Here is a 21,859-nt window from a genome sequence, read left to right on the forward strand (position 1 = left end):
GGCATTCAAGCGGGAAATGCCGGCGAAAACTCGCCGGCGAGAGAGAAGCGGCAGCCGATCACGCTGGCCACATCGAACGACGAATGAGGCTGCAAAAATTACCGCGAACAAAGCTCGGTTCCTTATCCGCCAGCACGTCCGCTTTGACGTTGCCGAAGGTGCTGTCCGGCTTATGTCGAATCCCGTCGTAAAACGCCTGAATAATCGCTTCCTTGAAGTTTGCCCCGCGGGGATGCAACTCCACTACCCGCTCTCGCAGCGTCGCGTCATAGCCCTGGTAATTGATCCCTAACACATCCATCTCTACCCCCGCGGTCACCAGCGCAATCAGCGGGTGCATGTATTCCGGGATCCCCGGCGTGGTGTGTAACGCGATCGCCGTCCATACCCGATCGATATCCTGACGGCTGACCCCGTGCCCGCGTAAAAACTCGGCCGCCGCATCGGCACCATCCACTTCGAAACGTTTGTCGCAGCTGCAGTGATCGTGCGTCAGTCCCATATCGTGAAACAGGCAGCCGACGTACAGCAGTTCAGGATCGTAAACCAGCTTGCGCTGCTGCCCCGCCAGCGCCGCCCAGTAATACACCCGGCTGGAGTGGTGAAACAGCAGATCTGATTCGGTGTCGCGCACTAACTCGGTCGCCTGACGCGCCATCGCGCTATCCGGCACGCTGATGCCGTTGATGGTTAAACTCATAACTCGATTCTCCCGTTGTCTGGAACCCGGTTAGATTAGGCGTTACACTGAATGTCCTCAATTGCCATTAATCAACGATTAGGGATATCCCCCATCCATCGGGATATCGCATGCCATGAGTAAAACCATCGCTATTCTCGCCGTGCCACAGGTGCAGCTGCTGGACGTTTCCGGTCCGCTGGATGTTTTCGCCGAGGCCAATCTGCAAGCCGGCTATGCCGCCTATCATCTGCAGGTAGTCGGAAAGACGCTGGCGCCGATCGTGTCCTCCTCCGGCGTCAAACTCGTGCCGGATCTCGCCATCACCCAATGGCGTGAACAGGCGATCGACACGTTGCTCATCGCCGGTGCACCGGGTATCGCCGACGGCGAAAGCGAAACACGCACGCTGGACTGGCTACGCAGAGTGGTACCCCGCACTCGCCGCTACGGCTCGGTGTGCAGCGGCGCTTTTCTGCTGGCGGAGGCCGGCCTGTTGGATGGGCGGCAAATCACCACCCACTGGGCGGTAGCCGATCAATTGTGTCGCCGCTATCCTCAGGTCACGGTGGATAAAGACGCCATTTATGTGCGTGACGGGCGCCTGCAGACTGCCGCTGGCGTGACCTCAGGGCTGGATCTGGCGCTGATAATGGTGGAAGACGATTTAGGGCGTGAGATCGCGCAGCGGGTCGCGGCCCAGCTGGTGATGTTTTTCCGCCGTCCCGGCGGGCAGATGCAATTCAGCTATCGGGAACAGGCGACCCTGGCCGGGCGCTCAATGCTGCAGGAAGTGCAACGCTGGGCGATAGACAATATCGGGTTACCGCACAACGTAGCCAGCCTGGCGGAACGCGCCGGCGTCACCCCGCGGCATTTCAGCAGGCTGTTCGGCAACGAGGTCGGCACCTCTCCCGCTAAATGGCTCGAGGAAGCCCGCATCGCCGAAGCGCGCAGGTTATTGGAACTCGGCGTATTGGCGCCAAAACAGGTGGCGGCGCATTGCGGTTTTTCCAGTGCAGAGCTGATGCGGCGGGCATTTATCCGCCGGCTGGGGGTAACGCCGGCGGACTATCGAAAAATGTTTCTCGGTAAACAACTGCGGCGCGAAAGCTGAGATCAGTTTACCGCCGGCACCGCCTTGGCGATGTTTTCCTGGCGGAACGCCACCTCTTCGCCGTTTTTCACCTCCCAGTTGGCAACCGGAATGTCGGTCTTGGGCGCCGCCGCGACGACCGAACCGTAAATCAGCTTGTCGTCGCGGCGCAAAATATAAACGTCGAGCTGATATTCGTGCCGCAGATTCGCCGTGGTCAGGCGCACGGTATCGCCGCGCTCATAATGATGCACGTCGATTTCAGGCTGTTGAATAAATTGAATGTCGCTTCTCATCGTCGTCGTTCCTTCAGGCAACATGGCTAGTTAAATTCTAGTTCAACATTGCGCCGACGGCGGATAATTTCCGTTAATTTCCGCGAGTTGCCCGCCAACAGATCAGCGAGCCAAGCGTGACCATCGCTACGCCCTGCCAGAAATTGGCGGTCAGCGAGGTGTGCAACACCAGCGCGGCGAACACCGCCGACAGTACCGGGGTAAAATAAGAGACGGTGGCCAGCAGCGTCATGTTACCGTGCAGAATGCCAACGTTCCAGGCGGCATACCCTGCTCCCATCGCCACCCCGGCGCACAGCAGCGTTACGGTCACGCCGAGGCTGAACTGCATGCCGCTTTCCGCGCTGAAAGCATACTTCAGCCACAGCGCCAGCGCGGTCAGCACGATGAACAGCACCACACCGTTGCTGCCCTGGGCAATCTTCTTGGTCAGGTTGCAATACAGCGCCCAGATCACCGCGCCGCTGAACGCCAGCGTATAGCTGAGCGGATTGCTGCGCACGTTGGCCAGCATCTGCGCCGGTGACCAGCCGCCCTCGCCGCTCATGATCCAGCCGATGCCGAACAGCGACAGCAGCAGCCCCGGCAGCAGCCACCATTTCGCCTTTTGGCCGTTGAGCGCCAGCGCCATCAGCACGGTGAAACAGGGCCACAGGTAGTTGATCATGCCCACTTCTATCGCCTGCAGGCGGGTATTGGCGTAGCCGAGCGACAGCGACAGGCAGATCTCGTAGCTGACGAACAGCAGGCTGCCGACGATGAGATAAGGTCGCGGAAAGCTGCGCCATTTCGGCACGCCGAGCGCCACCAGCAAAAACACCGCGCTGACGCTGTAGATCATCGCCGCGCCGCCGATCGGCCCCAGCCCTTCGCTGACGCTGCGAATAAGGCCAACCACGCTGCTCCACAGCACAATGGCCAACAAACCGAACAACGTGGCGCGGGTACGCGAGGGCAAAGCGGGCATAAGACAGGTCCAATGGGTTATTTTTTATCAGGTTTTTCACTCTACTGCCGCACGTGCCAAAAAGAAAGGCGGGATACTCCCGCCTGTGAATTTATTGCTGCGGTTGCCGCTCCAACTGCGGCGGCGGCTGGCGAAAGCGTCGGGTCAGCCAGGCCAAATAGCCGAAGCCCAGTGTCGCCCAGATCAGCCCCATGGTCAGCGAGCTTTTCTCCAGGTTCAGCCACAGCACCCCCACCGTCAGCGCCCCCACCAACGGCAGGAACAGGAAGTTGAAGCGATCCTTCCAGCTTTTGTTGCGCCCTTCGCGAATGAAGAAGTGGCTGATCACCGACAGGTTAACGAAGGTAAAGGCTACCAGCGCACCAAAGTTGATCAGCGCCGTGGCGGTCACCAGATCGAACGACAGCGCTGACAGCGCCACCAGCCCGACCATCAGTACGTTCAGCGCCGGGGTGCGCCATTTGGGGTGGATATAGCCGAAGAATTTCTCCGGGAACACGTTGTCACGCCCCATCACGTACAGCAGGCGCGATACGCTGGCGTGCGACGCCAGGCCGGAGGCCAGCGTGTTGATGAAGGTCACGCACAGGAAGATCGACTGGAACAGCTTGCCGCCGACGTACAGCGCGATCTCCGGCAGCGCGGCGTCGGGCTGGTGAAAGCGTTGAATGGACGGGAAAAACAGCTGAATGAAGAACGACACGCTGATAAAGATCACCCCGCCGTACAGCGCGGTCAGGAAGATGGCGCGCGGGATCACCTTGGCGGCGTCGGGCGTCTCTTCACACAGCGTGGTGACCGCGTCAAAACCGAGGAACGAGAAGCACAGGATAGTCGCGCCGGTAATGACCGGCAGCAGATGCGCATTCTCGCTGAGGAACGGCCGCAGGCTCCACACCGTGCCCATCCCCTCGCCGTTGTGCAGGCCGCGCACCACCAGATAGATGAACACCAGAATGATCGCCACCTGCGCCAATACGAACAGGGTATTGAAGTTGGCCACCAGATTGACGCTTTTCAGGTTGATGGCGGTGATAAGGATAACGAAGCCCACGACCCACACCCAGGGCGGCACTTCCGGGAACAGCGCGGTCAGGTAAATCTTCGCCAGCAGCGTATTGATCATCGGCAGGAACAGATAATCAAGCAGCGATGACCACCCCACCAGAAAACCGACGTGCGGGTTGATCGCCTTCTGCGCATAGGTATAGGCAGAGCCGGCGGTGGGAAACTGGCGCACCAGTTTGCCATAGCTGATGGCGGTGAACAGCACGCCGGCCAGCGCCAGCAGATAGGAGGTCGGCACATGGCCGTCGGTGAGGCCGGAGACGATCCCGAAGGTGTCAAACACCGTCATCGGCGTCAGATAGGCCAGGCCCATCATCACCACCTGCCACAGCTTGAGGGATTTGCGCAGCTGCGGTTTGCCCGCCGGGCCGCCGTCGATGGCTTTAATCGTCATGGCATTTCCCCTCTTGGTCCTCTGCTGTCAACCGTGCAACGTCATTCAGAGAGGCCGCAGGGAAACTGCTGCTCAGGCGGCGGTAAAAACGGGTTGGTATCGCTGTCGGGCGGCCGGCGACCGGCCCGTAGGCACTGCGGCACAGACAAACGTCTGCGCAGGGGGCTGACTGAGTCATGGTTATTTCCTCGTCGGCGTCCTGTACGCCGTGATAGAAGAAATTCTGTACCGCAGCGCGCAGCCTCGCCGGCCACAGGAGAGCCGATGAAATGCGCCGGACGCGCGCGGTAGTCGCAGGGTGAGCGGGATCAGGCGTTTTTCAACATCCACTCGATTTCGGTTTCGGTGATCAGGCGCTCGAACTGCACCAGCTCATCAGTTTTGCAGGCCAGATAGACGTGGCTGAAGCGTTCGCCCAACAATGCATTGAGCACCGGCTGATGTTCGAACTCGTACAGCGCGTCGCTCTGGCGGATCGGGAACGGCAGCCCGTCCTGTTCCAGACCGTTGCCGGTCACCGGCTCAGGCAGCGGCAATGCGGTTTCCAGGCCATAAACGATGCCGGCCAGAATGGTCGCCATCACCAGATAAGGATTGGCGTCGGCGCCCGCCACGCGATACTCCACGCGGTGGTTGTCGCGATCGCCGCAGGGAATGCGCAGCGCCACGGTGCGGTTGTTATGCCCCCAGGAAGCCTGGGTCGGCACATACATGCCAGGCTGGAAGCGGCGGTAGGCGTTGACGTTCGGCGCCAGCAGCGCCATCGAAGACGGCATCAGGGCGATCATGCCCGCCAGCGCCTGTTTCAGCAGCGCCGAATCTTCGCCGTCATCGTCGGCGAACACGTTGTTGCCCTGCGCGTTCAGCATGCTGATGTGCACGTGCATGCCGCTGCCGGCGTGCTCCTCATACGGTTTGGCCATAAAAGTCGCCTGCATATTGTGGTTCTCGGCCACCATGCGCACCAGCCGCTTCAGCGCCAGCGCGTGATCGCAGGCCTGCAGCACATCATCAGTATGATGCAGGTTGACCTCGAACTGCCCCGGCGACGCCTCCGCCACCGCGCCGTCCGCCGGAATGCCCTGCAAACGCGCCAGTTCGTCGATCTCGCTCAGCACATCGGCGAAATGGTTCAGGTTATCGACGGAGTACACCTGGCTTTGGGTGTTGCGTTCTTGCGTGCCCGGCGCGCACGGCGGCTGCAGATAGCCTTCCGCGTCACGTTGACGATCGATGAGATAGAACTCCAACTCTACCGCTACCACGGGGGAAAGCCCGCGCTGACGCAAACGCTGCCACACTCGGTTCAGCACATTGCGCGGTTCAACGTCAAAGGGAGTGCCATCTTCATCCAACATGGTGAGCAGCACCTGCGCAATATATTGCGGGTCCGCCGCCGACGGCGTCAGCGTGCCCGGTACCGGCACGCACACGTGATCCGGCTCGCCCAACTCCTGCCCCAACCCGGCCTCTTCCACCACGTTGCCGAGAATATCCATCGCAAATACCGACGCCGGGAAGTAACAGCCCTTCTCCAGTTTGTTCAGGCCGCCGACCGGGATGCGTTTGCCGCGGAAGCTGCCGTTCAGGTCGGTCAACAGTACGTCGACATGTTGGGTTAACGGATAACGTTCCAGATACTTTTTCACTTCGCGCTGGAACGCGCTACTTCGTCTCTCTTCACTGTGCTGAACAAAGTTTTCCACTTCTACGATGTTGGTCTGCATGGTTCACCCGCCGTTTGTGTTTTGCTGTCGTCGATGTTTATTGACCGTATTGTTCAATATAATGCCCACAAATGAAACGTAGATGAAACAAATTTGTTTTGCAAGTGTTACTTTTGGTTTGAATATTGCCCAATCGACTGCTAGATTTATAGAATATTGAACGAAATCGGCGGTGGAGAAGCTTATCGTTCATAATTTCGAACGTACCAAGGGGATAGCATGGACAATATATTTAACAGACCAGTCATTGGCGTCGTCATGTGCAGGTATAGGTTAAACGGGCACCTCACACAGACCTTGCAAGAAAAGTACCTGAATGCCGTTATCACCGCCGGCGGCTTGCCGATCGCCCTGCCGCACGCGCTGGCGGAGCCGGAAATGCTGGCGGAGCTGCTGCCGCGCCTCGACGGCATTTTGCTGCCGGGCAGCCCCAGTAATGTGCAGCCGCACCTTTATGGTGAAAACGGCGATGAGCCTGACGCCGATCCTGGCCGAGACGCGTTGAGCCTGGCGCTGATCCGCCAGGCATTCGACAGGCGCATTCCCCTTTTCGCCATTTGCCGCGGCATGCAGGAAATGGTGGTCGCCACTCAAGGCACCCTGCATCGCCGCCTGTACGAACTGCCCGAGCTGCTGGAGCATCGTGAAGATCACGATCTGCCGCTGGAACAGCAATACGCCCCCGCCCACGAAGTCATCGTTCAGGAAGGGGGGCTGCTTTCGCAACTGATACCGGATTGCAACAGATTCTGGGTGAACTCGCTGCACGGCCAGGGTGCCAAAACCCTGGGCGCGAGCGTTCGCATCGAGGCGCACGCCGCTGACGGGCTGGTGGAGGCGATCAGCGTGCGCGATCAGCCCTTCGCGCTCGGCGTGCAGTGGCACCCCGAGTGGAACAGCGACGAGTATGTCCTGTCGCGCCTGTTGTTTGATGGTTTCATCACCGCCTGTCGGAACTATCAAAAGGAAAAACGCCCATGAGCGACGTCAGCTTGGCACCGGGAAAACGTCTGTCGCAGATCCGTCAACAATTGGGGTTGTCGCAGCGCCGGGTCGCCGAACTGTCTGGGTTAACCCACAGCGCCATCAGTACTATCGAGCAAGATAAGGTCAGCCCGGCCATCAGCACGCTGCAAAAGTTGCTGACGGTGTACGGTCTGTCGCTGTCGGCGTTTTTCGCCGAGCCGGAAAAACCGGCTGAGCCGCAGATCGTGATAGACAGCGACGACCTGATCGAAATCGGCAGCCAGGGCGTTTCGATGAAGCTGATCCACAACGGCGACCCGAATCGTACGTTGGCAATGATGATCGAGACCTACGAACCGGGCACCACCACCGGCGAGCGCATCAAACACCAAGGGGAAGAGATTGGCACGCTGCTGGAAGGCGAAGTGGTGCTGCAGGTCAACGGCCAGAGCTATCACCTGCTGGCCGGGCAGAGCTACGCCATCAATACCGGCATCCCCCACAGTTTCAGCAACACGTCGGCGCGCATTTGCCGGATTATCAGCGCCCATACGCCGACGACATTCTGATCAACGGAGCCAGGCATGAACTTTCACCACTTGCAGTATTGGCAACAACGGGCGCAGGCCCTGAAGATTGAGCACCAGCTGTTTATCGACGGCCGCTACCAGCCGGCCGCCGCGGGGAAATGTTTCGCCGTGGAAGATCCCGCCGGCCGCCGTGAGCTGGCGCAGGTCGCGCGTGGCGAAGCCGCCGACATCGATCGGGCAGTCAGCGCGGCGCGCGCCGCCTTTGAGCGTGGCGACTGGGCGCAGGCCGCCCCGGCGCAGCGCAAAGCCACGCTGCTGCGTTTCGCCGATCTGATGGAGCAGCATCACGAAGAGCTGGCGCTGCTGGAAACGCTGGACACCGGCAAACCCATCCGCCACAGCCTGCGCGACGACGTGCCGGGCGCCATCCGCTGCATCCGCTGGTACGCCGAAGCGATCGATAAGGTCTACGGCGAAATCGCCCCCACCGGCCGCGAGGCGCTGGCGCTGATCGAGCGCGAGCCGATCGGCGTGGTCGGCGCCATCGTGCCCTGGAACTTCCCGCTGCTGCTGGCCTGCTGGAAACTCGGTCCGGCGCTGGCCGCCGGCAACAGCGTGGTACTCAAACCCTCCGAAAAATCGCCGCTGAGCGCCATCCTGCTCGGCAAATTGGCGCAGCAGGCCGGGTTGCCGGACGGCGTGCTGAACGTGGTGCCCGGCTATGGCCACGACGCCGGCAAGGCGCTGGCGCTGCACCGCGACGTCGATGCCCTCACCTTCACCGGCTCCACCCTGGTGGCGAAACAGCTGATGATTTACGCCGGCGAATCGAATATGAAGCGTGTCTGGCTCGAGGCCGGTGGCAAAAGCGCCAACATCGTCTTTGCCGACTGCCCGGATCTGGATCAGGCTGCCCGCAGCGCCGCCGCCGGCATCTTCTACAATCAGGGGCAGGTGTGCATCGCCGGCACTCGCCTGCTGGTCGAAGCGAGCATTGAGCAAGCGTTCCTGCAGGCGCTGCGCAAACACGCGGCGGCCTTCGTCCCCGGCGATCCGCTCGATCCCGACACGGTGATGGGCACGCTGATCGACAGCGGCCACTGCGAGAAAGTGGCCGGCTATATCGATCGGGGGCTGAGCCAGGGCGCCGCGTTGTTCCTCGACGGGCGCGACCATCCGCAGGGCGACCACGCCGGCTATCTGGGGCCGACCATCCTCACCCAGGTGAACAACGCCATGAGCGTGGCGCGCGATGAAATCTTCGGCCCGGTGCTGGCGGTGACCACCTTCGACGACGAGCAACAGGCGCTGCAGCTGGCCAACGACAGCGACTACGGCCTCGGCGCCGCGGTCTGGACCCGCGATCTGGCGCGCGCGCACCGCATGGCGCGCCAACTGAAGGCCGGCACGGTGTTCGTCAACAACTACAACGACGGCGACATGACCGTGCCGTTCGGCGGCTACAAGCAGAGCGGCAACGGCCGCGACAAATCGCTGCACGCGCTGGACAAATTCACCGAATTGAAAACCACCTGGATCTCGCTGGAATAAGGGCTTATCTCATGACTGAACACGTAAAAAGCTACTATGCGGCCACGGCCAACGCACATCAGCCCTATCCGCAACTGAATGAATCGATCGAATGCGACGTCTGCGTGATCGGCGGCGGCTATACCGGCCTCTCCTCCGCGCTGTTCCTGGTGGAAGCCGGCTATAACGTGGTGGTGCTGGAAGCGGCGCGCATCGGTTTCGGCGCCAGCGGCCGCAACGGCGGCCAGTTGGTCAACTCTTACAGCCGCGACATCGATGTGATTGAAGAGCGTTACGGCGCGGAAAGCGCCCGCCTGCTCGGCAGCATGATGTTCGAAGGCGCGGAGATCATTCGCAGCCGCATCAGCCGCTACGCCATCGACTGCGACTACCGCCCCGGCGGCATCTTCGCCGCCCTGAACAACAAGCAGTTCCATGCGCTGATCGAGCAAAAGCGCAACTGGGAGCGCTACGGCAATACCCAGCTCGAGCTGCTCGATGCGGATCGGGTGCGTCAGGAGGTCGCCAGCGATCGCTACGTCGGCGCGCTGCTCGATCACAGCGGCGGCCACATCCATCCGCTCAATCTGGCGCTGGGCGAGGCCGAGGCGATCCGCCTGCAGGGTGGGCGCATCTTCGAGCAATCGGCGGTGACGAACATTCGCCACGGTGAACCGGCGCTCATCAGCACCGCCAACGGCCAGGTGAAGGCGCGCTTCGTCATCGTCGCCGGCAACGCCTACCTGGGCGATAAGCTGGAGCCGCGGCTGGCCAAGCGCAGCATGCCGTGCGGCACTCAGGTGGTGACCACCGAACCGCTAGCGCCGGAGATCGCGCAGGCGCTGATCCCGCAGAATTACTGCGTGGAGGACTGCAACTACCTGCTGGATTACTACCGCATCACCGCCGATCATCGTCTGCTGTACGGCGGCGGCGTGGTATACGGCGCGCGCGATCCGGACGATATCGATAACCTGATCCGGCCGAAGCTGCTGAAGACCTTCCCACAGCTGAAAGGGGTGCGCATCGACTATCGTTGGACCGGCAACTTCCTGCTGACGCTGTCGCGCATGCCGCAGTTTGGCCGGCTGGAGAATAACGTGTACTACATGCAGGGCTACAGCGGCCACGGCGTGACCTGCACCCATCTGGCGGGCAAGCTGATCGCCGAGCTGATGCGCGGCGACGCCGAACGCTTCGACGCCTTCGCCAAGCTGCCGCACCTGCCGTTCTTCGGTGGACGCAATCTGCAGATCCCGTTCACCGCCATCGGCGCGGCCTACTACACGCTGCGCGACCGCATCGGCGTCTAAAAACAACAGGCCCGGTCATCCTGGCCGGGCCGGTAGGTTAACGCTTAGACGATCTTCGGTTGGCCGTCCGAGGCGGTCGCCCCGCCATCGACCGGAATGTTGGCGCCATTGATAAAGCTGGCGTCGTCGCTGGCCAGAAACGCCATCACCGCCGCCACTTCTTCCGGCTCCGCCGCACGCCCCAGCGCGATGCGCTCATTGAACTTGTCGCGGATCTCCTGCGGCCAGCCGTTGGTCATGTTGGTTTTGACCAGGCTCGGGCAGACCGAGTTGATGCGCACGCCGTCACCGCCGTGATCCAGCGCCATGGCGCGCGTCAGGTTGACCACCGCGCCTTTCGCCGCGCAGTAATAGGCCGCACCCCAGTCGCCACCCAGGCCGGACACCGACGCGGTATTGACGATACAGCCCTTGGTTTTCAGCAGGTGCGGCAAGGCAAATTTGGAACAGAACACCACGCCATCGATATCGACCCCGGCGATGCGGCGCCAGTCGTCGATGCTGGTTTCCAGCACGCTGCCCGCCACGTGTACGCCGGCGTTGTTCAGCAGGACGTCGATGCGGCCCAGTTTTTCCGCCACCTCGTTCATCATTTTTTCAACCGCAACGTGATCGGAAACATCGATATGCACCGCCATCGCGCGGCCCTTCGGCAGCGAAGCGGCGACCTTGTCTACCGCCTCTTTGGCCCAGTCGGCCAGCACCACGATGGCGCCTTCGGCGGAGAAACGCCGCGCCGCCGCTTCCCCCATGCCATTGCCCGCACCGGTGATAACCACGACTTTATTGTCAAAACGCATGAGACCTCCTCCATGTGAACGTATTTATATAAGTCATACAAATCTCATTGCCCCGAGGATAAGACGCCTCTCTCCAGAGAACCAGTCAAAACGTGCGGTTTATTAACCAAAAGGAGGTATGTCAGTGATTTCAATGCGCTGGATTAACCTTTATCGGATTTTGGCCAACATATTGATGGATAAAATAAAATTACGGTGAGTCACTATTCGTCAGGCGGATTGTCAGCAAGCGGGATTATTGCGAAAAGGCAGTTATGGCCACTCAGAGATAAGTGATGTGAATGAAAAACGGCAGCCGCCCGCAGGCGGCCGCGACTATTTTTTCTCGATGGGGACAACCAGCAGATCGACGTTCAGTTCGTTGATCGCCTGACGCGCCGAAGAAACCAGCCGGCTCCAGACATCGTGATGGTGGCCGAAGATCACCAGGTCGAACCCTTTTTCCTTCGCCACCCGGTTCAGCTCTTCCGTCAACGCGCCGCGGCTGACGATCACCTCTTCGACCGGGTAGGACGACTGCCCTTTGATCGCATTGAGCATATTCTTCACCCGCTCCGAAAAGGTGCGATCGGTGTAGTTGTAATCGCCCACGCCCAGATCGACGTAATAGCCGGCGCGGTGGATGTCGATATAGATCAGGGAAAGTTTGGCATGGAGTGCGGCAGCCAGCCTGGCGCCCTTGCCCAGCAGAAACTCGGCGTCTTCGCTGAGATCCGTGGCGACAACGATATGCTGATAAGCCATGACGGTAGCCCTCCGCGTCAAACCCATGAACAGGATGGCGTTCCTTGCCGCATGTTTCTTATGCACCTTAAGTTTAGCCCAGCGCCGAGCCCTTCGCCTGCGTCAAAATCGTTCCATTTATGGAACGATGTATCCCGACTTCAGGCTCTACCGGATTTCTCTCTTCTCCCTACACTGTAGGCAAGTGCTGAGTTTCAGCCTTATCAATCAAAGAAGATACCCACTGACCTCACGACGAGAAAAGGAAAACACCATGAGCACTCCAGCCAACTTCAACGGCCAGCGTCCTGTTATTGATGCCAATGACGCAGTCATGCTCCTGATCGACCACCAGAGCGGCCTGTTCCAGACCGTCGCCGATATGCCGATGACCGAGCTGCGCGCCCGCGCCGCCGCCCTCGCCAGCATCGCTACCCTCAGCAAACTGCCGGTGATCACCACCGCCTCGGTGCCGCAGGGCCCCAACGGCCCGCTGATCCCGGAAATTCACCAGAATGCGCCGCACGCGCAGTACGTCGCCCGTAAAGGGGAAATCAACGCCTGGGACAACCCTGACTTCGTAGCGGCGGTCAAGGCCACCGGCCGCAAGACCCTGATCATCGCCGGCACCATCACCAGCGTCTGCATGGCCTTTCCGTCCATCAGCGCGGTGGCCGAAGGCTATAAGGTCTTTGCGGTGATCGACGCCTCCGGCACCTACTCGAAAATGGCGCAGGAAATCACCCTGGCGCGCGTGGTGCAGGCCGGCGTGGTGCCGATCGACACCGCCGGCGTCGCCTCCGAGCTGCAGGGTAGTTGGAATCGTGCCGACGCTCAGCAATGGGCCGAGGTTTACACCAAAATCTTCCCGGCCTATCAGCTGTTGATCGAGAGCTACCTCAAGGCGCAGGACGTGGTGAAAAACAACGAACTGCTGGACTCGCAGCGTTAAAATCGCGGGCATAAAAAACCCCGGCTAAGGCCGGGGCTATTGATCATGTGCCGGTGGCTTTCCCGGCTGTCATGTTATGGCGTAAGCGTCCATCCAACACTCCAACATTACGCAGCCTAAGCACAACTTTTTCACAACAGAAAAAAAGACTGAAAAGTGGCATTATTATTTATGCGATAATCTGTTTTTCTGTTGCCAATAATAATTAATTATTGGAACGTCATCGAGGAATCGAACCCCAGTCCGCCAACGAATATTTCGCTGCCGCTCTTCCTGCTGAGCTAATGACGTATCGATAAAGACTCCGGGCGAACCCGGAGTTTATTTAGGCTAAAGGTGTTATTTCTTAACTGCTCCGGCTTAAACCCTCATCGCTGTCGTAAGAAACCGCACCTCGACCGAAAATTACAACGCGACCACGTTGCCGGCAGAAGGACCCTTCATACCCTTTTCGATAGTGAACTCAACCTGTTGGCCTTCGTCCAGCGTTTTGAAATCGTTGCTCTGGATAGCAGAGAAGTGTACGAACACGTCTTTGCCGCCGTCTGCCGGGGTGATAAAGCCGAAGCCTTTCCCTGCATCAAACCATTTTACCAAACCCGTCATTTTAGTAGACATAGAGATATTTCCTTTCTATTTTTGCGACGCCATAGGGCGATAGAGGTCTGTTTTTATTGGAAACTTATGGGGCACTAGAGAAGAAAATTCGCGGAAGAAGAGGTATCTGGGGGATATCACTAACACTGAGAACTGCTTTACTAAAACTGCTTTCATAAGGTCTGTATGACAAACCGATGACGCTATTTACACACAGCTAATTTATTTAAGCAAGATATATTTTAAATTATATTCATATGGCTCATAATTTTATTATCGCAAAAGGCCGCTGACGCCTGTCGCTACGGGCAGGTAAAAAAAGGTTTCACCCTGCTGGATTATATCGGCGATTCATTATAAAACTAAGGCTAACTCGCTGCTTACAGGCCGTTAACCGATGATCGATATGCCAGCCGTGCTCGCCGTTTTCACCGTCTATATCGTTGGCGTGGTGATCCCCGGCCCCAATTTTGTCGCCGTCGCCCACAAAGCCGTTTCCGCGCGCCGCAGCGAGGCTTTCGCTCTGGTGGCGGGCATTGTCTTGGTCAACCTGTTCTGGGCGAGCAGCGCCCTGCTCGGCGTCGGTATAATTTTCGCCTTGTTCCCCTGGTTGGCGCTAGCGGTAAAAGTGGCCGGCGCAGGTTATTTGATTTGGTTCGGTTATCGGCTGATCGCCCATGCAGCTCCCGGCTCAGGGGTTATCGGCGCGGCGGGTGGGGTGAACTCCGGCTTCAGATCGGCATTCTTGCAAGGAGTCGCCACCAACATCGCCAACCCCAAATCCGTCGCCTTTTACGCCGCGGTGTTTTCGTCGGCGGCGCCTGCCCATGTCTCCATGCCCACCTTCGCCGCCATGCTGCTGGAGGTCGCGGTAGTCGCTAGCCTGTGGTATGGCCTGGTGGCGCTGGTGCTGTCGCACGCGCCGATCGCCAGCGCCTACCGACGCAGTAAAGCCTGGATCGATCGCGCCTGCGGCGTGCTGATCATCAGCCTGGGCATCAGGCAGCTCTTCAGCCGATGATCGCGATCCCGAGCCGCTCCAACAGCTGCGCGGCCTGGTGGCTGTCCATTTTGACGCCCTGCAGATCGGTAGTGCGCAAATCCAACTCGCCCAGTTCCGCGTTGCTCAAATCACACTGGGTGACGTCGGCGGCACGCCAGTCGAAACCGGAGAATTCGCCGCCGGACAGATCGGAGCCGCTGAAGCTGGCGCCGAGCACCTGTGCGCCGTGCCAGCGGTTTTCCCACAGCTCGCATTTCTCCAGCACCACCTTGGCGAAGTTGGCATAGCTCAGGTTGCTTTTGGTGATATAGGCGCTGCAAAACCAGGTGCGGCTGGTGATCATGTTCATAAAGCTGGTGCCGCGAAAATCGGCGCCCTGCGCGCGGCATTCGCGGATCTCGATGCCCAACGCGTTGGCATGACGAAAATCGGCCATCGATAAATCACAGCTTTTAAAACTCGCGTCTTTCAGTATCGCGCGGCTGAAGTTGCCGCCCTGTCGGCTGTCGCGGTCGTAGAACTGGCAGCCGATAAATTCGGTGCCGGTCAGATCGGCACCCGAAAAATCACACAGCATAAAGCTGCCGTTTTCAATCTTCTCGCCGGTAAAGCGGTTACGTTCGATCTTCTCACCCTTCAGCGCCAGGCTCATTGCAACACCCCTGTTTATTTATACAGCCAGGGCAGCATTTAATCCTATTCCGACAGGGTTGGCAACCGTCGTCGATCAGCGTGCCTCAGCCGCAGGCCGTGCTAACGCCACCTTGACGATGCTGAACGTCCTGATGCTCTCCGCCTGAGCGACGTCAGCAAACAGTTTGGGGTAACGGGAGTTGACCACCCACACCTCGCCATCGCGCAACGCGGCGCCGGTCGGCCCATCCAATCCCGGCGGCGTGGCGACCGCGGCGACATGGGCGCTGGCCCAGCCGTCGGCCGAGGCGAGCAGCGTCACGTCGCCGGACATGCTCCCCTTTTCAGCCGGAAAAGACTGTACGATCACCAATTCGTTGGCGTTTTTGAGCCGCAGCCCGTCCGGCCCTTTCAGCCGATGCGGCAGCCTGATTTCACTTATCGCAGGCGTGTTATCCAGCGTCACCTTCCACAGCAGCCCGCGGGTGTAGTCCGACGCAATCAGGTAGCCATCTGGGTGATACACGATGCCATTGAGATAAGGCTGTGTGCCCTGCGCAGCGGCGGGTGCGTCGGCGGGCAGCAGAAGCGATGAGCGCACCAGGATCGACACGTGGCGCGTTGCCCGGTCGATCTTGTAAATCTGCGGCTGGAAGCTGTCGGTTACGTAGATATTTCCCTGCGCATCGAGCGTCAGATCGTTGGCCAGCGTCGGCCCACGGCTTAACGATGAGAGATCGTACGTCTGCTGCAGCGCGCCGGTATCGAGATTGAACTCCAGCACCTGCGCCACGCGATTGCGCGTGCCAGGGGCTGAATGGAGGGAGACGCCCACGTCTTCGTTGCATACCAGCACCCGGTTGCGCTCGGTGTCCACCAGCATGCCGGAGGTGGTAATCAGTCCCTTGTCGGTGGAAAACCGCCGATAGCGGCCATCCGGGTAGACCAGGCCCAGCTGGCCACCGCGCAGGGAGGAGATCAGGAACGCACCGGCGCGCGGCTCCCAGGCGATGCCCTCAGGGTAGGCGCCGGCGGGATCCGGCGAAAAATCGATGCGTTGCGTGGCCTGCGCCTGCATAACGACGCCGAGAAGCAGTGTGGCGCCGGCCAGCTGGGTGACGCGCCGGCGGCGCAACAATAAGAAAGACAAGAGACTGAAGCGGAACATGAGCATGACCCTGATGAGGACTCGGATCGCTAGAGTAGGATCGCGCCGCTTACGGCACCAGCCGGGAAAAAGGCAATGCGCCACTAAAAAAATCGCAGTAATCAGCGCAAAAAAAAACCGCCCGATGCGGGCGGTTGAGGTGACGGCGAACCGTTACTTCAGGGCTTCCTGAATGGCGTCGGCCATTGGGCCGATGTGCTTTTCCGCCGCTTTCAGCTGGAAGTCCACGCCGTTGCCGTCGTTGGTATCCGACAGCGTGGCCTTGATCAGTTCCAGCGCCGCCTGCACCGCCACCAGCCGTTTGTGCTGTTCGTCCGTGACCGGTTCGGCGCCCATATTGGCCGGATAGTAATGTTCTAACATCGCGATCTCCTTTTGATGACGTTAACCTCTAACCTACCAGAAAACCGCGCATTTACTAAGGAAACCAAGCCGGGCGCGGCCGAGTGACGATAAATTGCACTATACTGGGCAAACACTCCCCCCTGATACAGGATCATCGCCATGTCATTCCAGGGAAGCTGCCACTGTGGCGCCGTCACCTTCTCCGTAGACGCCGAACTGCCCACCGAAGCCCTCAGCTGCAACTGTTCTATTTGCCGCCGCAAAGGGCTGCTGCTGTCGTTCTTCCCCATCAGCGCTTTCACGCTCAACAGCGATCAGGACCAGCTCAGCACTTACACTTTCAATCACCACAGGATCCGCCATCAGTTCTGCCGGACCTGCGGTGCCCAGCCCTTCGCCTACGGAACCGCGCCGGACGGCGCCGCGATGTGCGCCGTTAACCTGCGCTGCGTGCCTGACGTCGCGCTGGATGCGTTACAGATCCACAGCTACGACGGGGCCAGCGTCTGAGCGAATCGCGCACTCAGTCGAAGGCAACCCAGCCGGCGTCGGTTTCAGCGGATTGCACGCAGCGCGCCACCCACTTCACGCCCAGTGCGCCAGCCTGCACGTCCGGGTACCAGAAGTCGGCCAGGAAGGCCGCGTCGCGCCGATCGGTGGCGTCCATCGCCAGCGCGAAGCGGCGGTAGAGATTCGACCAGGCTTCAAACAACCCCTCCGCATGACCGCCGCCGATGCGATCGTCCGCCAACGCCGGCGCATCGAGATACGGCATGCCGCGCTCCAGGATCCGCACCGGCTCGCCCTGCACTTCGAAGCGTAGCTGATTGGGTTGTTCATCCCACCACTCCAGGCTAGCCTTTTCACCGACGATGCGCACCTTTTGACCGTGCATCGAACCGCAGTTGACCGCCGAACACCACACGGAGCCGACGGCGCCGTTGTGATACTCCATCAGCACATAGGCGTTGTCCTCCAACGGCGCGCGCGACGGCACAAAGCTTTGCCGGCTGCAGATCAACCGCCGGATCTTCAGCTGCGGCGCCATGGTTTCCGCCAGAAACAGCGTGTGGGTCGCCAGATCGCCCAGCACATAGCTGGGGCCGACAAAGCGCGGATCGACCCGCCAGCGAGTGCTGGGATTATCCTGCTCCACCGGCGCGGCGTGAAAGCCGTGAGCGAACTGCATATTCACCAGCCGGATTTCCCCCAGACGGCCATCGGCAATCATCTGCCGGGCCTGTAAAATCATCTGGTGCCCGGCATAGCCGTAGGTCACGCCGATGACTTTGCGCTGCCGCTCGCACAACGCCGCCAGCGCCTGCGCCTCATCGACGCTGAAACACAGCGGCTTCTCGCACACCACGTGCAATCCCGCCTCCAGCGCCGCCCGGCAAATGGCGTAATGGGTGTTGTTCGGCGTGGCGATCGAGACCGCTTCGATGCCGTCCGCCCGCGCGGCTTCGGCGCGGAACATCTCGGCATAATCCGCATAACAACGCTCCGCCACCACGCCCAGGCTCCGACCAAAATCACGCCCGCGTTCGGCGTCAATGTCAAACGCGCCGGCCAACAGAGTAAACGCGCCGTCGCGCAAGGCCGCCGAACGGTGGATGTAACCGATCTGGCTGGTGCCGCCGCCGCCGACCATGCCCCAACGCAACGATCTCGCCAAAGGTTTGCTGCCGTTGATCATCGTGTTTCTCCTGATTAAAAGCCGAGGCCGCGCAAGTAGCGCAAGCTGGCGGTGACGTCCTGCAGGCTGCCCTGCACATTGCGCGGATCGCGTTCCTGCTCGATAGTGATCCAGCCCCGGTATCCGCGCTCGGCCAACAGCGCGCGCAGCTGCGGATAATCGATCGCCCCGCTGCCCAACGGACACATGACACCCTCGGCGCAGGCGGTGAAAAAATCGACGCCGCGCGCCAGCACCTCGCGGAACACCAGCGGATCGACGTCTTTAAAGTGCAGATAATCGAGACGTTCAAAGTGCTTGCTCAGCCAGGCCGCCGGGTCCAGCCCGGCGTAATACAGATGGCCGGTATCCAGGCACAATCCGGCGGTGTGATGCGGAATGTCCGCCGCCAACCGGTCGATTTCGTCGGCGAACTCGATGCAGCCGCCGGCGTGCGGATGCACCACCGGCCGCACGCCGTATTCCCGCCAGGCCAATTCGCTGATGCGCGTAATGTGCCCGATCATCCTCTGCCACTCTGCCTGCGACAAACGCGGCGCTAAATCTGAACGCCCGGCGAACCTGGCGCGTTGCGGATTGCCGAAATCGATAATCACCAAGAACGGCGGCGCGGCGCGATCGCCCTCGGTCGGCTCCGCCCTAGGCGCCCGCGAGAGGTTGCGGCATATCCGATGAGTCAGGGCCAGCAGGCGCTCAATGTTCGCCTCGCTGACCAGATCGTCAAAAATCGTGCCGGCCACCAGCGACAGACGATGCTGCTCCAGCGCGGCGCACAGCGCCTCGCTCTGCGTCGGCAAATAGCCCCACGGCCCCAGCTCGATGCTGCGGTAGCCGGCCGACGACGCTTCTTGCAGAACCGTGGCGTAGGGCGGCAAATGGGGATTGTTTGGGTCATCCACGCCCCAACTGCAGGGCGCATTGGCGATAGGCAAAGTCATGGCGACGGCTCCTTTCTTGCGGGGAATGCCGGCAGTATCAAACAAAAATTCCAAAACCATCAATAATGAAAATTTTATTTTTTGATAGAGATCGCGCTATTTTTGATGAATTATTTGATAGTTTTTAATCAAATTGAGGCGACGCCTGACTGCGCCATGACCTCGGCAAACACCACTCAGCGGCCGTCAGAGGTTTTCTTTGGTGATCACATCGAAGCGATTAATGATGTGGCGTAATCCCGGTTGTTCATCGGCAGCGAGCAGCGTCTCGACAATCGTGGCGGCCAACTCAGAAATGCGGTGACACAGCAACAGATCCACCGTGCCGTCGAGCAGCGCCATTTCACCGCCCTGCACCGGGCCGTGGCACACCAGCGTGATGTCGCGCTGCCGGCCGCTCTCTCGTAACGCCTGAATAATGCCTTCTACACCGCCGCTCGGCGCGTACAGCGCCGCCAGCTCCGGGTGGTTCGCCAGCAGTTCACGCGTGACCCGGCGCGCCGTTTCCGCGTCCTCGAGGCTGCGCACCGGTTCCAGCACACGCTGGCCGCTCATCTGCTCACGCAGGTAGGAGCGAAAACCGATCTCGCAGGCTTCCTGGCAAGTAAAACGGTTGTCGCCGATGATCACGCCAACATCTCCCTGACGCCGGCACAGACGGTCCACCGCCCAACCGGCGGTGCGGCCCGCTTTTTGATTATCCAGACCGATGTAGCCGGCGCGGCTGGGCACCGATAAATCCGACAGCAGCGCGAAAACGTTGATGCCCGCCTGGGAGGCTTCTTCTACGGCATAGTGGATCAGGGGGTGATCCAGCGCCAACACACCGATCGCGTCCACCTGGCGGCTCAATTGGCTAATGGCGGCGGCGGTATCGCCGATGGCATTGAGAGAGTGGAAGATGAACTGCGGCGGCTGCCCCGGCTCATGATACGGCGCCGCTTGCACCATCAGTTCATCAGCCAGTTGCGCATAGAAAGAGTGTTCGCGCCGCAGTAGGATGAACCCCATTCTCAGGCGGCGTTCCGGCCTGCCCAGCACCGCCGACAGGCAGTGGGACTTTTCCAACGCGAACCCCAACTTTTTCGCCGCCTCAATCACCCGGCGCTGGGTGGCGGGCCGCACCGACGCGCGTTGGTTGATCACCCGATCGACGGTGGCGATGCCGACCCGCGCCTCTCTGGCGATGGCCGCCATGGTGGTTTTCTTGCCGCTCATGTTCATCTCCATCAACGATTTGATGGAAAAATATCATAGACGTTGCCGCCCCTGATGTGATGCCGTTCGCGATTAACGGTAGACGGAGAACTTCTTGGTGAGCGGCTTAAGCTGTTCAGTGTCGCCGTAGAGCGCCACCGCCACGAAGTCCAACTGCTCGTAGGGGGTATTGGCGGTGTCGGCGATCTGTTGTTCGGCGGAGTGCGACAGCATGGTGGTGGTGAAGAAGTTGGACAGCACGCCCTCCTCCTTGCACTTGAGGATCAGGTTGCTGAGCTGGCTGCTGTTCTTGGCCTGCAGGATGACGATCGGGTAGTGGCTCATATTGGCGCTGACGCCGTCGAGGCTGCTCGGGTAGTGGTGAAACTCGCGCTGCTCGATAAGATCGGTGATGCCCGCCGTCAGATGGCAGGAGGCGTTAAACAGAGTGGCCGGTTCGTGGTTGCGGTTGAGGATAATGTAGAATTTTTTCTCGTTGTCGCTGTACATACTCTTCTCCTTGAATAGACAACCCTTTTTACCCAAGCCAAGGGCGGTTTTCAAGGCGAGATAAGGGCCGCGTCCGGCCCCGTGATGACGTTTCAGCCTCAGATCCCGCCTTCGCCCGGGCCCAGCGGCTGCGCCACCTGATGCAGCACGGTGATGTTCTGCAGGATAGTGCCGCCGTCAATCGGTTTCATCTGGCCGTCGCGATCTTTATAGTGCGTCGGTTTGGCGCCGTGGAAAAACAGGCCAGCGTTAACCTGCACGCCCAGATAGCCTGCGCTGGCCGGCAGGCGCTGCACGTCGGTCCAGGGGTTGGAAACCGGCACGTACTGGAAGCCCTCGCCCGTCTTGGCGTATAGCGGGCGCAGCAGCGTGACAAAGGCCATCATCGGCGACAGCGCTTCTTTAAAGATCTGCACCGGCCGATCGACCGTCATCAAGAAACCCTGCGGTTGCTCCTCAACCGTGTCGAGGCTCAGGCTGCTGCTGATATCATCACCCCGGCCGCCATAGCTCCACTCCATCACCGGCGCTCCATTTTCATTCATCATCTCTGACATACACTGCTCCTTATAAATAAAATTGATCGGGCACGCTCGCTGCGTGCCGGAACAGTAAACCGCTGAACGGACACCCGCGTCCACGCAGGGTGGTACGCTGGCGAACCAAACAACGAGGCGCGCAAAATAAAGCTCGAAATGAATAATTTCCCCGCGTGACAGCGCAGCATTTGA

24 protein-coding genes and 1 pseudogene are annotated in these 21,859 nt (G+C 60.0%); 8 read left to right on the forward strand and 17 right to left on the reverse strand.

Features of this window, described 5'->3' with window-relative positions; translation table 11 throughout:
- Positions 1 to 58: 58 nt before the first annotated feature.
- Positions 59 to 700: an HD domain-containing protein gene (locus tag ACJ8J5_RS12740; RefSeq protein ID WP_197770111.1), complete on the reverse strand. Its 642-nt coding sequence runs from the start codon at positions 698 to 700 to the stop codon at positions 59 to 61.
- A gap of 115 nt (positions 701 to 815) precedes the next feature.
- Between ACJ8J5_RS12740 and ACJ8J5_RS12745 the strand changes: the two genes are divergently transcribed.
- Positions 816 to 1,796 (forward strand): GlxA family transcriptional regulator, encoded by a 981-nt coding sequence (locus ACJ8J5_RS12745; protein WP_025302557.1) that lies wholly within the window; start codon positions 816 to 818, stop codon positions 1,794 to 1,796.
- A 2-nt stretch (positions 1,797 to 1,798) separates the two neighbouring features.
- Here ACJ8J5_RS12745 and ACJ8J5_RS12750 read toward each other — a convergent pair whose 3' ends face one another.
- From ACJ8J5_RS12750 to ACJ8J5_RS12765, 4 genes are all read right to left on the reverse strand, one after another.
- The gene (locus tag ACJ8J5_RS12750) at positions 1,799 to 2,071 is read right to left on the reverse strand and encodes a hypothetical protein (protein WP_025302556.1); all 273 of its coding nucleotides are present in this window, start codon (positions 2,069 to 2,071) and stop codon (positions 1,799 to 1,801) included.
- 73 nt (positions 2,072 to 2,144) lie between these two features.
- Complete coding sequence (yddG, locus tag ACJ8J5_RS12755; RefSeq protein ID WP_060432919.1) at positions 2,145 to 3,038, reverse strand: aromatic amino acid DMT transporter YddG; 894 nt, start codon at positions 3,036 to 3,038, stop codon at positions 2,145 to 2,147.
- Between the two features lie 91 nt (positions 3,039 to 3,129).
- Entirely contained in the window at positions 3,130 to 4,500 is a 1,371-nt protein-coding gene (locus ACJ8J5_RS12760) for an APC family permease (RefSeq protein WP_414104686.1), read from the reverse strand.
- Positions 4,501 to 4,808: 308 nt separating this feature from the next.
- Entirely contained in the window at positions 4,809 to 6,227 is a 1,419-nt protein-coding gene (locus ACJ8J5_RS12765; protein ID WP_025302553.1) for a glutamine synthetase family protein, read from the reverse strand.
- A 219-nt stretch (positions 6,228 to 6,446) separates the two neighbouring features.
- On the opposite strand from ACJ8J5_RS12765, the gene puuD reads away from it, so the two are divergent.
- Genes puuD through ACJ8J5_RS12785 form a run of 4 tightly spaced genes read left to right on the forward strand, consistent with a single transcriptional unit; the run spans position 6,447 to position 10,566 of the window.
- The gene (gene puuD / locus ACJ8J5_RS12770; RefSeq protein ID WP_414104687.1) at positions 6,447 to 7,208 is read left to right on the forward strand and encodes a gamma-glutamyl-gamma-aminobutyrate hydrolase; all 762 of its coding nucleotides are present in this window, start codon (positions 6,447 to 6,449) and stop codon (positions 7,206 to 7,208) included.
- Positions 7,205 to 7,762: an HTH-type transcriptional regulator PuuR gene (gene puuR / locus ACJ8J5_RS12775; protein ID WP_016928041.1), complete on the forward strand. Its 558-nt coding sequence runs from the start codon at positions 7,205 to 7,207 to the stop codon at positions 7,760 to 7,762. The genes puuD and puuR overlap by 4 nt, the downstream gene beginning before the upstream one ends.
- 15 nt (positions 7,763 to 7,777) lie before the next feature.
- Complete coding sequence (puuC, locus tag ACJ8J5_RS12780; protein ID WP_025302551.1) at positions 7,778 to 9,274, forward strand: aldehyde dehydrogenase PuuC; 1,497 nt, start codon at positions 7,778 to 7,780, stop codon at positions 9,272 to 9,274.
- An 11-nt stretch (positions 9,275 to 9,285) separates the two neighbouring features.
- On the forward strand, positions 9,286 to 10,566 hold the full coding sequence (locus tag ACJ8J5_RS12785; RefSeq protein ID WP_025302550.1) for an NAD(P)/FAD-dependent oxidoreductase: 1,281 nt from the start codon (positions 9,286 to 9,288) through the stop codon (positions 10,564 to 10,566).
- Positions 10,567 to 10,610: 44 nt separating this feature from the next.
- On the opposite strand, the gene ACJ8J5_RS12790 is transcribed toward ACJ8J5_RS12785, so the two are convergent.
- Together ACJ8J5_RS12790 and ACJ8J5_RS12795 are read right to left on the reverse strand one after the other, a co-directional pair.
- Positions 10,611 to 11,366, reverse strand: a complete 756-nt coding sequence (locus ACJ8J5_RS12790) for an SDR family NAD(P)-dependent oxidoreductase (protein ID WP_016928044.1) — start codon at positions 11,364 to 11,366, stop codon at positions 10,611 to 10,613.
- Between the two features lie 315 nt (positions 11,367 to 11,681).
- A complete protein-coding gene (locus tag ACJ8J5_RS12795) occupies positions 11,682 to 12,110 on the reverse strand; it encodes a universal stress protein (RefSeq protein ID WP_025302548.1) in 429 nt (142 codons plus the stop codon).
- Between the two features lie 253 nt (positions 12,111 to 12,363).
- Here ACJ8J5_RS12795 and ACJ8J5_RS12800 point away from each other — a divergent pair, with 253 nt between their 5' ends.
- Positions 12,364 to 13,041, forward strand: a complete 678-nt coding sequence (locus ACJ8J5_RS12800; protein WP_016928046.1) for an isochorismatase family protein — start codon at positions 12,364 to 12,366, stop codon at positions 13,039 to 13,041.
- 213 nt (positions 13,042 to 13,254) lie between these two features.
- Here the strand turns inward: ACJ8J5_RS12800 and ACJ8J5_RS12805 are convergent.
- Together ACJ8J5_RS12805 and cspE are read right to left on the reverse strand one after the other, a co-directional pair.
- Positions 13,255 to 13,332, reverse strand: a pseudogene (locus tag ACJ8J5_RS12805).
- Between the two features lie 114 nt (positions 13,333 to 13,446).
- Entirely contained in the window at positions 13,447 to 13,659 is a 213-nt protein-coding gene (gene cspE, locus ACJ8J5_RS12810; RefSeq protein WP_025302547.1) for a transcription antiterminator/RNA stability regulator CspE, read from the reverse strand.
- 376 nt (positions 13,660 to 14,035) lie between these two features.
- Between cspE and ACJ8J5_RS12815 the strand changes: the two genes are divergently transcribed.
- Entirely contained in the window at positions 14,036 to 14,659 is a 624-nt protein-coding gene (locus ACJ8J5_RS12815; RefSeq protein WP_043141429.1) for a LysE family translocator, read from the forward strand.
- Here ACJ8J5_RS12815 and ACJ8J5_RS12820 read toward each other — a convergent pair.
- The 3 genes from ACJ8J5_RS12820 to ACJ8J5_RS12830 all read right to left on the reverse strand — a co-directional run bounded on the left by ACJ8J5_RS12820 (position 14,649) and on the right by ACJ8J5_RS12830 (position 16,805).
- The gene (locus ACJ8J5_RS12820; RefSeq protein WP_025302545.1) at positions 14,649 to 15,293 is read right to left on the reverse strand and encodes a Qnr family pentapeptide repeat protein; all 645 of its coding nucleotides are present in this window, start codon (positions 15,291 to 15,293) and stop codon (positions 14,649 to 14,651) included. The two genes, ACJ8J5_RS12815 and ACJ8J5_RS12820, sit on opposite strands and share 11 nt — an antisense overlap.
- 75 nt (positions 15,294 to 15,368) lie before the next feature.
- Positions 15,369 to 16,442 (reverse strand): SMP-30/gluconolactonase/LRE family protein, encoded by a 1,074-nt coding sequence (locus ACJ8J5_RS12825; protein WP_089181674.1) that lies wholly within the window; start codon positions 16,440 to 16,442, stop codon positions 15,369 to 15,371.
- Positions 16,443 to 16,595: 153 nt separating this feature from the next.
- Complete coding sequence (locus ACJ8J5_RS12830; protein ID WP_004941260.1) at positions 16,596 to 16,805, reverse strand: hypothetical protein; 210 nt, start codon at positions 16,803 to 16,805, stop codon at positions 16,596 to 16,598.
- 141 nt (positions 16,806 to 16,946) lie between these two features.
- Here ACJ8J5_RS12830 and ACJ8J5_RS12835 point away from each other — a divergent pair, with 141 nt between their 5' ends.
- Positions 16,947 to 17,297, forward strand: coding sequence for a GFA family protein (locus ACJ8J5_RS12835; RefSeq protein ID WP_197835542.1), 351 nt, complete (start codon positions 16,947 to 16,949; stop codon positions 17,295 to 17,297).
- A 13-nt stretch (positions 17,298 to 17,310) separates the two neighbouring features.
- Here ACJ8J5_RS12835 and ACJ8J5_RS12840 read toward each other — a convergent pair whose 3' ends face one another.
- The 5 genes from ACJ8J5_RS12840 to ACJ8J5_RS12860 form a co-directional block, all read right to left on the reverse strand.
- Entirely contained in the window at positions 17,311 to 18,483 is a 1,173-nt protein-coding gene (locus ACJ8J5_RS12840; protein WP_169540705.1) for a Gfo/Idh/MocA family protein, read from the reverse strand.
- 14 nt (positions 18,484 to 18,497) lie between these two features.
- On the reverse strand, positions 18,498 to 19,421 hold the full coding sequence (locus tag ACJ8J5_RS12845) for a TIM barrel protein (RefSeq protein WP_060447269.1): 924 nt from the start codon (positions 19,419 to 19,421) through the stop codon (positions 18,498 to 18,500).
- Positions 19,422 to 19,607: 186 nt separating this feature from the next.
- Positions 19,608 to 20,639, reverse strand: coding sequence for a LacI family DNA-binding transcriptional regulator (locus ACJ8J5_RS12850; RefSeq protein ID WP_197835540.1), 1,032 nt, complete (start codon positions 20,637 to 20,639; stop codon positions 19,608 to 19,610).
- Positions 20,640 to 20,711: 72 nt separating this feature from the next.
- The gene (locus tag ACJ8J5_RS12855) at positions 20,712 to 21,128 is read right to left on the reverse strand and encodes a DUF2000 domain-containing protein (RefSeq protein WP_004941246.1); all 417 of its coding nucleotides are present in this window, start codon (positions 21,126 to 21,128) and stop codon (positions 20,712 to 20,714) included.
- 98 nt (positions 21,129 to 21,226) lie between these two features.
- Positions 21,227 to 21,685: a hypothetical protein gene (locus tag ACJ8J5_RS12860; protein ID WP_043141449.1), complete on the reverse strand. Its 459-nt coding sequence runs from the start codon at positions 21,683 to 21,685 to the stop codon at positions 21,227 to 21,229.
- Between the last annotated feature and the right edge of the window lie 174 nt (positions 21,686 to 21,859).

Source organism: Serratia sp. CY43202 (assembly GCF_052168755.1).
GTDB classification, from domain to species: Bacteria; Pseudomonadota; Gammaproteobacteria; order Enterobacterales; family Enterobacteriaceae; genus Serratia; species Serratia bockelmannii.